9 protein-coding genes are annotated in these 11,911 nt (G+C 63.6%); 6 read left to right on the top strand and 3 right to left on the bottom strand.

Annotated elements, in window-relative coordinates:
• Positions 1–129: 129 nt before the first annotated feature.
• Entirely contained in the window at positions 130–1,866 is a 1,737-nt protein-coding gene (locus tag HMPREF2559_RS08365) for a pyruvate dehydrogenase (protein ID WP_070540284.1), read from the top strand.
• A 44-nt stretch (positions 1,867–1,910) separates the two neighbouring features.
• Here HMPREF2559_RS08365 and HMPREF2559_RS08360 read toward each other — a convergent pair whose 3' ends face one another.
• On the bottom strand, positions 1,911–3,260 hold the full coding sequence (locus HMPREF2559_RS08360; RefSeq protein ID WP_070540280.1) for an MFS transporter: 1,350 nt from the start codon (positions 3,258–3,260) through the stop codon (positions 1,911–1,913).
• Between the two features lie 183 nt (positions 3,261–3,443).
• Between HMPREF2559_RS08360 and HMPREF2559_RS08355 the strand changes: the two genes are divergently transcribed.
• On the top strand, positions 3,444–4,154 hold the full coding sequence (locus HMPREF2559_RS08355; protein WP_070540277.1) for a response regulator transcription factor: 711 nt from the start codon (positions 3,444–3,446) through the stop codon (positions 4,152–4,154).
• Between the two features lie 21 nt (positions 4,155–4,175).
• A complete protein-coding gene (locus HMPREF2559_RS08350) occupies positions 4,176–5,792 on the top strand; it encodes a sensor histidine kinase (RefSeq protein WP_070540274.1) in 1,617 nt (538 codons plus the stop codon).
• A 707-nt stretch (positions 5,793–6,499) separates the two neighbouring features.
• Here the strand turns inward: HMPREF2559_RS08350 and HMPREF2559_RS08345 are convergent.
• The gene (locus tag HMPREF2559_RS08345) at positions 6,500–6,925 is read right to left on the bottom strand and encodes an HIT family protein (protein ID WP_066490177.1); all 426 of its coding nucleotides are present in this window, start codon (positions 6,923–6,925) and stop codon (positions 6,500–6,502) included.
• A 35-nt stretch (positions 6,926–6,960) separates the two neighbouring features.
• On the opposite strand from HMPREF2559_RS08345, the gene purD reads away from it, so the two are divergent.
• On the top strand, positions 6,961–8,238 hold the full coding sequence (gene purD, locus HMPREF2559_RS08340; RefSeq protein ID WP_070540271.1) for a phosphoribosylamine--glycine ligase: 1,278 nt from the start codon (positions 6,961–6,963) through the stop codon (positions 8,236–8,238).
• A 128-nt stretch (positions 8,239–8,366) separates the two neighbouring features.
• Positions 8,367–9,806, top strand: a complete 1,440-nt coding sequence (gene purB / locus HMPREF2559_RS08335; RefSeq protein WP_066490189.1) for an adenylosuccinate lyase — start codon at positions 8,367–8,369, stop codon at positions 9,804–9,806.
• A gap of 95 nt (positions 9,807–9,901) precedes the next feature.
• Here purB and HMPREF2559_RS08330 read toward each other — a convergent pair whose 3' ends face one another.
• Entirely contained in the window at positions 9,902–10,771 is an 870-nt protein-coding gene (locus tag HMPREF2559_RS08330) for a hypothetical protein (RefSeq protein ID WP_066490191.1), read from the bottom strand.
• A gap of 83 nt (positions 10,772–10,854) precedes the next feature.
• Here HMPREF2559_RS08330 and HMPREF2559_RS08325 point away from each other — a divergent pair, with 83 nt between their 5' ends.
• A complete protein-coding gene (locus HMPREF2559_RS08325; RefSeq protein WP_181734565.1) occupies positions 10,855–11,739 on the top strand; it encodes a phosphoribosylaminoimidazolesuccinocarboxamide synthase in 885 nt (294 codons plus the stop codon).
• Positions 11,740–11,911 lie beyond the last annotated feature (172 nt).

The raw sequence follows: 11,911 nt of genomic DNA, 5'->3' as shown, positions 1-11,911 counted from the left end.
GTCTCGTGGATCACGCTGCCCGTTCGGTTGTGAGAAGCGAGCTGATAGTGGCTTTTCCAATCACAGACGGGGACAATCGGGCGTAGGCAAATTTAGGTCTTAAATACGAAGAAAACGAGGATTATTCTTATGGCACGCAATTACGCCGAACAACTCGTCGCCGTGCTCGAAGCCCAGGGCGTCGAGCGCATTTATGGTCTGGTGGGTGACTCGCTCAACCCCATCGTCGACGCGGTTCGTCGCTCACCCATCGAGTGGGTCCACGTCCGCAACGAGGAAGCCGCTGCTTTCGCTGCTGAGGCTGACTCCCTGACCACCGGCAAGCTGGCTGTCTGCGCCGCCTCCTGCGGTCCGGGCAACACGCACCTGGTGCAGGGTCTCTACGACGCACATCGCAACGGTGCCAAGGTGCTCGCCATTGCGTCGCATATCCCGTCGCGCCAGATTGGCTCGAAGTTCTTCCAGGAAACCCACCCGGAGATGCTCTTCAACGAGTGCTCCGGCTACTGCGAGATGGTCAACTCCGCTGAGCAGGGCGGCGTCGTCCTGCACCACGCCATCCAGTCCACGATGGCGGGCAAGGGCGTGTCCGTCCTCGTCCTGCCGGGCGACGTCTCCATGCAGGAGGCTACCGATGACGCCTTCACTCAGTCGAAGATTTCCTCCGGCACCCCGGTGGTCTTCCCGGACCCGGCCGAGGCCGCCGCGCTGACCCAGGCCATCAACGAGGCTAAGACCGTCGCGCTCTTCGTTGGCGCTGGCGTGAAGAACGCCCGCGAGCAGGTCCTCGCCCTCGCCGAAAAGATCAAGGCTCCGATTGGCCACGCCCTCGGCGGCAAGATGTACATCCAGTACGACAACCCGTTTGATGTCGGCATGTCCGGCCTGCTCGGCTACGGCGCCGCGCACGAGGCCACCCACGAGGCTGACCTGCTCATCCTCCTGGGTACTGACTTCCCGTACAACGACTTCCTGCCGCAAGGTAACGTCGCGCAGGTCGATATCGACGGCTCCCACATCGGCCGCCGCACCAAGATCAAGTACCCGGTCACCGGCGACGTCGCAGCGACCATCGAAAACATCCTGCCGCACGTCGAGGAGAAGCAGGATCGCCGCTTCCTCGACCGGATGCTCAAGTCGCACTACAACAAGCTCAACAACGTGGTTGAGGCCTACACCAAGAATGCCGAGAAGATGAAGCCCATCCACCCGGAATTCGTGGCCAACATCATTGACGAAGAGGCCGCGGACGACGCCATCTTCACCGTCGATACCGGCATGTGCAACGTCTGGGGCGCGCGCTACATCACCCCGAACGGTCAGCGTGAGCAGATCGGTTCCTTCCGCCACGGCACCATGGCGAACGCTCTTCCGATGGCCATCGGCGCCCAGGCCGCGAACCCGGGCCGCCAGGTCATCACCTTCTCCGGTGACGGCGGCCTGTCCATGCTCATGGGTGAGCTGCTCACCGTCAAGCTCCACAATCTGCCCGTGAAGATGTTCGTATTCAACAACTCCTCGCTGGGCATGGTCAAGCTTGAGATGCTCGTCCAGGGCCTGCCGGAGCATGAGACGGACCACGACGCCGTCAACTACGCGCAGATCGCCGAGGCCACTGGCATCAAGCACATCCGCATTGAGGACCCGAAGAAGGCCCGCAAGCAGATTCAGGAAGCCATGGCCTTCAACGGCCCAGTTCTCGTCGATATGGTGACCGACCCGAACGCGCTGTCCATCCCGCCGACGCTGACCTTCGCGCAGCTCGCCGGCTTCTCCAAGGCCGCAACCCGTACCGTCTTCGGCGGCGGCGTGGGCCAGATGATTAACCTGGCGCAGTCCAACCTGCGCAACATCCCGCGCCCTTAAAACCGCGAGCTTGCTCGAGCCCCGCGCCGGCGCCCGCGTGCCGCTCAGGCCGCGGGCGTCGCGCCGTTTTTCGTCGGGTCCTTGACGGGGATAAGAAGCAGCGCGCCCACGGCCAGCACGAGCCCGATGGCGAGCACGCCGCCGCGGTCGCCGTCGCCGAACCAGGAGACGAAGAGACCAAAGAGCAGGGGAGCAAGCCAGCTCACGGCGCGGCCGGTCGTGGCGTAGAGACCGAACATCTGGCCCTCGCGGCCCGGCGGCGCGACGCGGGCGAGGAAGCCGCGGGCCGAGGCCTGCGCCGGACCCACGCACAGGCACAGTATGAGGCCGCAGATCCAGAAGGCGAGCGGGCCCGAGGCGAAGAACATCACGAGTGCCATGGAGGTGAGGATTCCCAAGCACGTGAGGATGATGGCCTTTGGCCCCACGTGGTCATCGAGGAGGCCGCCCAGCACAGCGCCGAGTGCCGCGGCGACGTTGGCGGCGACGCCGAAGATGAGCACGTCGCCGGCGCTCAAGCCATAGACCGAGACACCGAGCACGGCACCGAAGCTGAACACGGCGGAGAGCCCGTCGCGGAAGACCGCGGAAGCGAAGAGGAAGTAGAAGGCGTTGCGGTCCTCGTGCCATAGCTCGCGCAGCGTCGCGAAAAGCGCACGGTAGGACGCGATGATGCCGCCAGTGTCCTCACCGGAGGCGGGAATCTCCGGCACGCGCAGGAGAACGGGGATGGCGCTTACGCCAAACCATAGCGCGGCGAGGAGCGCGACGAGCCGCATGTTCCAGCCACCATCAGTGGGAAGATTGAGCGCGCCTGCCGTCCCCGGGGTGCTGCCAGTGGCGACGAACCCGAAGTAGCAGATGAGCAGGAGCACGATGCCGCCGGTGTACCCCGCGGACCAGCCCAGGCCGGAGACGCGTCCCACGCGCTCCGGGGCGGCGACCTGTTTCAGCTGCGCGAAGTAGTTGACTTCTGCGAACTGCATGGTCACCGAACCCACCGCGAGTCCCGCGAGTCCCAGCCAGAAATAGACGGGGGCGTCGTTGCGTACGAAGAAGAGCAACGCCATAACGGCGAAGGTGGCCGCGGACCAGAACGCGAGCGCCCGGCGGCGGGAGCCGCGCCGGTCCGAGCGCTGGCCCATGATGGGAGTGACGGCGAAGATAACGAGTCCCGCCGCCGTCATGGACCAGGACAGCCATTGGGCTGGGGTGTGCGAAGAATCGATCTGCTTGCCCACGGAATCGGTGAGGTAGACCGAGAAAATGAAGGTGACGAGCACGGCGTTAAACGCGGCGGAACCCCAGTCCCACAGAGCCCACGCAGCGACGGTGAGGCGGTCGGTACGGCGAGCCGCGGAAGGCACGGGCAAAGAAGCAGCAGGCGCAGTCATAAACCGTAAGCCTAAGGTGCGCGGGACAGGCGCGCAGCGCAATGGAACATAAACTACCCCGCGCGGGGGCGCGGAATCCCCGCGGAGTCTCACAGTCGGCTTTCAGGTTTTCGGCAGTACCCTTGAAAACGCGAGTGGCAGACTAATCAGTCGAGCTTAAATTACGAAAGGCACCCTTCCATCATGGACGATAAGCATAATGACAACGTGACCATCCTCGTGGTCGATGACGAACCGAATATCGTCGAACTGCTCACCGTGTCCCTCAAATTCCAGGGCTTCAACGTGCACACCGCGAACTCGGGCACGGAGGCGCTGCGCATCGCGCGCGAGATCAACCCGGACGCGTACATCCTTGATGTCATGATGCCCGGCATGGACGGCTTTGAGCTACTCGGCAAGCTTCGCCAAGAAGGCCTTGACGGCCCGGTGCTTTACCTCACAGCGAAGGACAGCGTCGATCAGCGTATCCACGGCCTCACCATCGGTGCGGACGATTATGTGACGAAGCCTTTCTCCCTCGAAGAAGTCATCACGCGTCTGCGCGTCATTCTGCGCCGCGGCGCCGTCGCGGACGACATGACGTCTGACGCCACCATGACTTACGCTGACCTCACCCTCAATGATGACACGCACGAGGTCACCAAGAGCGGCGAGATCGTCGACCTATCGCCCACGGAGTTCAACCTCCTGCGCTACCTCATGCAGAACAAAGAAGTTGTTCTCTCCAAAGCGAAGATCCTCGACAACGTGTGGCACTACGACTTCGGTGGCGACGGCAACGTCGTCGAGTCCTATATCTCGTACCTGCGCCGCAAGATCGACACGGGCGACACCCCGCTCATCCACACCGTTCGCGGCGTGGGCTACGTTCTGCGCATGCCGCGCTCCTAGGTTGAAGCCGACTGCCGCTTCATGAAGATACAGAAATCTCTTTCCTCCTTCGTCCGCACGGTCTCGCTGCGCACGTTGCTCGTCATCATCGTGGTGGGCGTCTCGTTGGCGGGACTTATCGCGAGTTCCGCTGCGGTTTCTGCGCTCATGCGCGAAGCGATCTACTCGCAGGTCGACAAGGATCTCATCACCGCCGCGCGGGGTTGGGCACGCAACGAAGATCTGTTGGGCGAAAGCGATGACCGCCGTCCGCCGAGCGAATACACCGTCATCTCGTATGGCGCGGACGGTACTGCCAAGTACTTCAATCCGGATCTTGAGGCCATCCCGCGCGTGGAAGATCTCGTAGTGGACGGCACGCCGCAGACGGTGGACACGGTCCGGACAGACAATTCCGGTGCGGTCCGCCGTTCCAGCGAGCAGTGGCGCGCCGTCGCCACGCGCAATGACGGCTCTATTATCGTCGTGGCGAAGAAGATTGCACGTGAAAACGCGCAGATCCAGCAGCTGTCCTTCATGCAGATCGGCATCAGCCTCATCGTCAGCATCATCATTTACTTGATAAGTTTCATCTGCGTGAAGGCGGCGCTCCGTCCGCTGCGCGAGGTGGAACGCACCGCTCGACAGATTGCCGCAGGCGACTTGGACAAGCGTGTCCCGGTCCTGGGAGAAAATACCGAGGTCGGCGAGCTCTCCAAATCGCTCAATATTATGCTGGGCCGGCTCCAAGAATCCATCGAGACCGCGCGCGACAAGGAAAACCAGATGCGCCGTTTCGTGGGCGATGCCTCCCACGAGTTGCGCACGCCGCTTACTAGTTTGCGTGGCTACACGGAGCTCTACCGCTCCGGCGCCACGGATGATGTAGACCTCGTGCTGGGCAAGATCGACGCCGAGTCCAAGCGCATGTCCTTGCTCGTCGAGGATCTCCTTGCACTCACCCGCGCGGAGGGCAATCGCCTCGAGATGCATACCGTCGATCTTCTCGAGCTCTGCATGTCCGTGGGGTCGACTGCGCGCGCCGCGTTTGCCGGACGCACCATCGATGTGCGCCCCAAGACCTCCGGCATCCCGCTCGTTAACGGCGACCCGGACCGTCTCCACCAGGTGCTGCTCAACCTCGTGTCCAACGGCATGCGCCACGCGGGCGATGACGCGACGGTGACCATCCAGCTGCGCGATGGAGAAGGCTTTATATATATCGACGTCATCGATGACGGCAAGGGCATGGAGGACGAAGTCGCCGCGCATATCTTTGAGCGTTTTTACCGCGCGGACTCGTCGCGTACTCGCGACACGGGCGGCTCCGGCCTGGGCCTGGCCATTGCCAAGTCCCTCGTGGAGCAGCATGGCGGCACCCTGTCAGTGACCTCGGAGCTGGGCGTCGGCTCGACCTTTACGGTCGCGCTGCCGGCCGTGCCCCAGCCTGCCGATGCCCCCTGCGACCCCACGGCCGAGCCCGCCACCATCACCGGTACCGCGGTTCCCGTCTCTGGGAAGAAGGCGAAGAAGAAGCTGCGCACCAAGCCGTGGTCACGCAGCAAGTCCAAGGAGAAGTCGCGCGGCAACTTTGCTACGGAGTCGGGCAGCGCCGAGTCCGCACCGGACACGCCGGACGCTCCCCAAGGCCCACGTTAGGACCCGATCCCGAACACTGGCCCCCAAACCTGGCTTTCACACTGTGTCTTGAGTACCGCGAAAAGGCCCCTTCAACAGAGTATTTTTAGGTCACAGTGTTACTTCTTAGAAAACCCCAGGTTTTGCGCAAGTCGGGTATGACTACTGTGATGACAACTCCTGCCTGGGCTGCCGCGAAGTGTGCATGAAAATAGCCACAACTCCCGAATAAGGCTCCAGATTTCGAAAAATCCGGGCCTTATTCGGACGTTGTGGCTAACTCGCGGCGGCACGGCGCGGTGAGAAGCGGGTGGGCAACAGCTCCGCAGCGATGGAGACGGTCTTGATCTCGGTCTGTCCACGGACTCGTTTGCGTTAGTCCTTGGTTCAATGTAGTCAGACGGGGGAGGCAGCTTTCCGGCCATGTTGCGAGTTGGTCGGTGTGCGCGTGGAGGGACATCGCTGCGCACCGTCGCAGTCATCACGTTGGTCAGGTGTGGACAACTGGAGTCAGGTCCCCTGAACCTGACCCATTAGTCAAGTCAGACGAAGCCTGAACGTCGACACCAAACCTCAAGGCAAAGACGTTGATGCGAACGAGCTTACGCCACATTGATAGGCAAGCCAGGTAAGAAAGCCCAGGTTGGTTGTGAGTCGGGACTTCGACCAGTGTGGTCGGGCCTGACGGTGAGCTGAGTCAAGTCGGGCGCTCCCCAGGAAAGACGTCGTTAGGAGCGGAAGCCGTCCTCGCCGGTGCCGAGGTGCTGGCGAATGCGGGTGGCCGCCTCGTCCATGGCTGCGGCATCGGTGGCATCGGCAGCGTAGGCCTTGGCGAAGTCGTACTCCTCCATCTTGTCGGTGGGGAAGATGTGAATGTGGGTGTGCGGGACGTCGAAGCCCGCGATGATGTAGCCGGCGCGCTTGGCGTCAAACGCGTTCTTTACAGCGTTGCCGACTTCCTTGGCGATGGCATTGAGGTGGGCCCACGTCTCCTCGTCGAGGTCGGTCCACTTATCGACTTCCTGGATGGGAACGACGAGCGTGTGGCCGTAGCGCAGGGGCTCGATGGACAAGAAAGCAACGACGGTGTCGTCACGGTAAACAAAACGGCCGGGCAGTTCGCCTTCGATGATCTTGGTAAATACAGAAGCCATGGGGAATACCCTACCCGCCCGGTAGGATAGGCGGCATGCGAATTCTTGTGATCGGTTCGGGCGGCCGCGAACACGCCCTCCTCAAGGGACTGGCAAACGACCCTTCTGCCCCAGAGCTCCACGTCGCTCCGGGTTCACCGGCCTTCGCCCAACTCGCCACCGTCCACCCCGAGTACTCGCAGGTTGATGATCCGCAGCGCATGCTCGAGTTGGCGCAGTCCATCGCTGCTGAGCTCGTCGTTGTCGGCCCTGAGGTCCCGCTCGTCGCGGGTGTCGCCGACGTTCTCCGCGAGGCGGGAATTCTCGTCTTCGGCCCCAACCAGGACGCCGCTCAGATTGAAGGCTCCAAGAAGTTCGCCAAGGACGTTATGGAGGCCGCAGGCGTTGCGACTGCACGCGCGGAGCAGCTCACCCCGGGTACCGCGGACGCCGACATCGAGGCCGCGCTCGACCGCTTTGGCCCGCAGTTCGTGGTCAAGGATGACGGCCTGGCCGGCGGCAAGGGCGTCGTCGTGACCGAGGACCGCGCCGCGGCTCGCGCGCACGTTGACGCCGTGCTGGGTGCCGGCAACCCGGTTCTCCTCGAGTCCTTCCTCGACGGCCCGGAGGTCTCCCTCTTCTGTCTCGTCGACGGTGAGACCGTCGCCCCGCTGCTGCCGGCGCAGGATCACAAGCGTGCGTTCGACAATGACGAAGGCCCCAACACCGGTGGCATGGGCGCGTACACCCCGCTGCCGTGGCTGCCCAAGCGCGGCGTCGAGCGCATCGTCAACGAGGTCTGCGTGCCCGTCGCCAAGGAAATGGTCCGCCGCGGTACCCCGTACTCCGGTCTGCTCTACGCCGGCCTGGCCTGGGGTAAGGAAGGCCCGTCCGTCGTCGAGTTCAATTGCCGCTTCGGCGACCCGGAGACCCAGGCCGTCCTGAGTCTCCTCGAGTCCCCGCTGGCCGAGGCCCTCCACGCCGTCGCCGCCGGCGAGTTGGCCCAACTCCCGCCGCTGGAATGGAAGGACGGCTACGCCGTCACCGTCGTCCTCGCCGCTGAGGGATATCCGGCCTCCCCGGTCAAGGGCGCGGAAATCTCCAGCCCGGATCTGGACAACCCGGAGAAGATCCTCCACGCGGGCACCACCGTCGAGGAGGACGGTACCGTCCGTGCGAACGGCGGCCGCGTGCTCAACGTTCTGGGCCACGGCTCCACCCTCCACGAGGCCCGTGGCAACGCCTACGTTGTCCTCGATGAGGTCGCGATGGACGGCGGCTTCTACCGTTACGACATCGGTCTGCCCGCAGCGCAGGAGCGCATTCGCGTCTAAGGAGGTACGGGCGTGACCGGGCACTAGCCCGGTCGCTGAGGCGGACGCTGTGTCTGAGCGCTGGGCCCAGACGCCGTGGCGCGGCCTAGCGCGAGAGTCGGGGGCATCGGCACGCTAGGCGTGCGATAATAAACGGCGTGGCTGAGAAAAAGAACATTTCCAACGTACTGTCCGCACGCTATGCGTCACCCGAGATGACCGAGATCTGGTCGCCAGAGCACAAGATCGTCCTCGAGCGTCAGCTGTGGATCGCCGTCATGAAGGCCCAGAAGGACCTCGGCGTCGACATCCCGGCAGAGGCTATCGCGGCCTACGAGGCCGTCATCGAGGACGTCAACCTTGCATCCATCGCTGACCGCGAGCGCGTCACGCGCCACGACGTCAAGGCACGCATCGAAGAGTTCAACGCCCTGGCTGGCTACGAACACATTCACAAGGGCATGACCTCCCGTGACCTCACGGAGAACGTCGAGCAGCTGCAGATCCTGCGCTCCCTCGAGCTCATCCGCGACAAGGCTATCGCCGTCGTCTCCCGCATTGGCGAGCGCGCCGCACAGTACCAGACCCTCGTCATGGCAGGCCGGTCCCACAACGTGGCGGCGCAGGCCACGACGCTGGGCAAGCGCTTCGCGTCCGCCGCGGACGAGATGCTGCTGGGCATCGAACGCGTGGAAAGCCTGCTGGGCCGCTACCCGCTGCGCGGCATCAAGGGCCCGATGGGCACCTCTCAGGACATGCTCGACCTCATGGGCGGTTCCGAGGATAAGCTCGCGTCGCTGGAGACGCTCATTGCCGACCACCTGGGCTTTAGCCGAATCTTCAACTCCGTGGGTCAGGTCTACCCGCGCTCCCTCGACTTTGACGCGGTCTCTGCGCTCGTCGAGCTCGGCGCCGGCCCCTCCTCGCTGGCCACGACCATTCGCCTCATGGCCGGCAACGAGACCGTCACCGAGGGCTTCAAGGAAGGCCAGGTCGGTTCCTCCGCGATGCCGCACAAGATGAACGCTCGCTCCTGCGAGCGCGTCTGCGGTTTCCAGGTCATCCTCCGCGGCTACCTCACCATGGTCGCTGACCTCTCCGGTCAGCAGTGGAACGAGGGCGACGTGTTCTGCTCCGTCATCCGCCGCGTGGCGCTGCCGGATGCCTTCTTCGCCATCGATGGCCAGTTCGAGACCTTCCTCACCGTGCTCTCCGAATTCGGCGCGTTCCCAGCAATGATCAACCGCGAGCTCGAGCGCTACCTGCCATTCCTCGCCACGACCCGCATCCTCATGGCCGCCGTCCGCGCCGGCGTGGGTCGCGAGACCGCGCACGAGGTAATCAAAGAAAATGCCGTCGCCGTCGCGCTCAACATGCGTGAAAACGGTGCTGAGCAGGACCTCGTTGCCCGCCTCGCTGCGGACGAGCGCCTGCCGCTGTCTGCAGAAGATCTCGAGGCCGCCCTCGCTGACAAGCACGCCTTCATCGGCGCGGCCGAGTCCCAGGTCAACCAGGTACTTACCCGCATCAAGGCCCTTGCGGATCAGCACCCGGGGGCAGCGAACTACACCCCGGGCGAGATTTACTAGCCCTCAGGCAGAGGCCCTGCATACACGAACCCCGGTTCAGCGCGTTGGTGGCGTGAACCGGGGTTCGTTGCGGTGGGGAGCTTGAGGCACCTACTTTAGGCGCCGAGCGGGAACGGAAGGTTGAAGTTCGGCAGCTTGAAGCCGCCGGGGGTGTTGACCACGTAGGCCGCGCCGACCGTGAGGACGGCGATGGCGATGAGGATGCCGATGGCCGTGCCCTGCGAGGAGCCGCCGCTGCTGCCGTCGTTACCGGTGCCGTTGGTGATGGGCACCTCTATCTCCGGAACCGGCTGGTAACCCGGCGTTGCGCCCTTCGCTTTGAGCTCCGAGATGCACTTTTCCCAGGCGTCCTTGACGGCGTCGTTGCCTGCGGTGGATTCGAAGGAATCGATGGTGGCCTGCAGTCCGACCTCGGATTCGTGCTTGGCGAGGATAGTGCGGAACTGCGAGCTGAATGCCGTCGACGCGGAGAGCAGCTCCGCGCGCGCACCCGTGGGCACGGAGTCGCGCATGGCCATCGCGCGGTTGATGGAGGCCTCGGGGAAGTTATCGCCCAGCAGCTTGTCCGCCGCCTCGTCGCTGATGATGGCGTCCACGTTATTGGCGGCAACGAGAATGACGAGAACGTCCTGCGCGTTATAGCCCTTTGCCTGGAACTTCTTCAGCAGCTCCGGGTAACCTGCTGCGGCCTTGACGTCGCGCGTCGTAAACGCAGCGAAGGTGTCCTTGTCCTCAGGGAACTGAGCCTGGACCTCTTCCGAGGCGGCGGTGAGGACCTTCTTGTAAGCCTCAATGACGGCATCGGCAGCCTGCGTGTCCTCCGGGGCGTGCTCGAGAGTGCACAACGGGGTCCCATGCTGGGACGTTCGGGTGTTAACGATAGGGGCGGCGGTTGCCTGAGGGACGGCGACGGCGCTGAGCGCGAGGGTGGTGGAGACGAGAGCAGCGGTAAGGCGGCTACGCACGATAAGAACTCCTAAGTGAGAGGGAGGAGACAACAAAAGTCAGAACAATGCTACAGAGTCTAGGCTGCGATATGCTTTCTGTCATGCGCCCTCAGCTTTCTGATTACAAGCATCTGTCCTCCGGCAAGGTTCGCGACATCTACGAAGTCGATGATAAAACGCTGCTCATGGTTGTTTCGGACCGTATCTCGGCCTACGATCATGCGCTCACCCCCGCGATTCCGGATAAGGGCCGCGTGCTCACCGCGACCTCGCAATTCTTCTTCGACGCCATCGATTTCCCCAACCACCTGGCGGGCCCCGTCGATGACGAGCGTATCCCGGAAGAGGTGCTCGGCCGCGCCATCGTGGTGAAGAAGCTGGACATGCTGCCCTTCGAGTGCGTCGCCCGCGGCTACCTCACTGGCTCCGGCCTCAAGGAGTACATCGCAGAAGGCACTGTGTGCGGTATCGAGCTGCCCTCGGGTCTCACGGAGGCTTCGCGCCTGCCGGCCCCCATCTTCACCCCGGCCACCAAGGCCGAGTTTGGTGAGCACGATGAGAACGTGAGCTTCGACCGCGTCGTCGCAGACTTGGGCCAGGAGCGGGCCGAGGAGCTGCGCACCGCAACCCTGCGCATCTACTCTGAGGCCGCCGCCATCGCGGAGGCCAAGGGCATTATCCTCGCGGACACGAAGTTCGAGTTCGGGCTCGACGAGGACGGCACGCTGGTTCTCGCGGACGAGGTCCTCACCCCGGACTCTTCCCGCTACTGGCCGGCCGACACGTACGAGGAAGGCAAGGTTCAGCCGTCCTTCGACAAGCAGTACGTGCGCAACTGGCTGACCTCGGACGCTTCCGGCTGGGACGTCGCGGCCGACACCGAGCCGCCGGCGCTGCCGGACGACGTCGTCGCGGCTACTCGTGGCCGCTACATCGAGGCCTACGAGCGCCTGTCCGGTAAGTCCTTCGACGAGTGGATTGGCTAGAACCCGCAAAACCACTCGATACGCGTCCCGTCGAGAGAGCAGCAACGCTTTCTCGGCGGGACGCGTGTGTGAGCAGGGGTGCCTGAAAAGTGAGACAGGCATGAAATACCGCTATGGGCAGCGAGCTCGGATATATTGAGGAGCGTGTGTGCGCTTTACGGTGCTCACATTG

The sequence above is a fragment of the Corynebacterium sp. HMSC072G08 genome (assembly GCF_001809185.1).
Classification (GTDB): domain Bacteria; phylum Actinomycetota; class Actinomycetes; order Mycobacteriales; family Mycobacteriaceae; genus Corynebacterium; species Corynebacterium phoceense.
This window is presented reverse-complemented; position numbering and strand designations above follow the sequence as displayed.

Bases quoted from the DNA above. Each gene is read 5' to 3' on its own strand.
- HMPREF2559_RS08365 (WP_070540284.1), top strand. From the start codon at position 130: ATGGCACGCAATTACGCCGAACAACTCGTCGCCGTGCTCGAAGCCCAG.
- HMPREF2559_RS08360 (WP_070540280.1), bottom strand. From the start codon at position 3,260: ATGACTGCGCCTGCTGCTTCTTTGCCCGTGCCTTCCGCGGCTCGCCGT.
- HMPREF2559_RS08355 (WP_070540277.1), top strand. From the start codon at position 3,444: ATGGACGATAAGCATAATGACAACGTGACCATCCTCGTGGTCGATGAC.
- HMPREF2559_RS08350 (WP_070540274.1), top strand. From the start codon at position 4,176: ATGAAGATACAGAAATCTCTTTCCTCCTTCGTCCGCACGGTCTCGCTG.
- HMPREF2559_RS08345 (WP_066490177.1), bottom strand. From the start codon at position 6,925: ATGGCTTCTGTATTTACCAAGATCATCGAAGGCGAACTGCCCGGCCGT.
- purD (WP_070540271.1), top strand. From the start codon at position 6,961: ATGCGAATTCTTGTGATCGGTTCGGGCGGCCGCGAACACGCCCTCCTC.
- HMPREF2559_RS08325 (WP_181734565.1), top strand. From the start codon at position 10,855: ATGCGCCCTCAGCTTTCTGATTACAAGCATCTGTCCTCCGGCAAGGTT.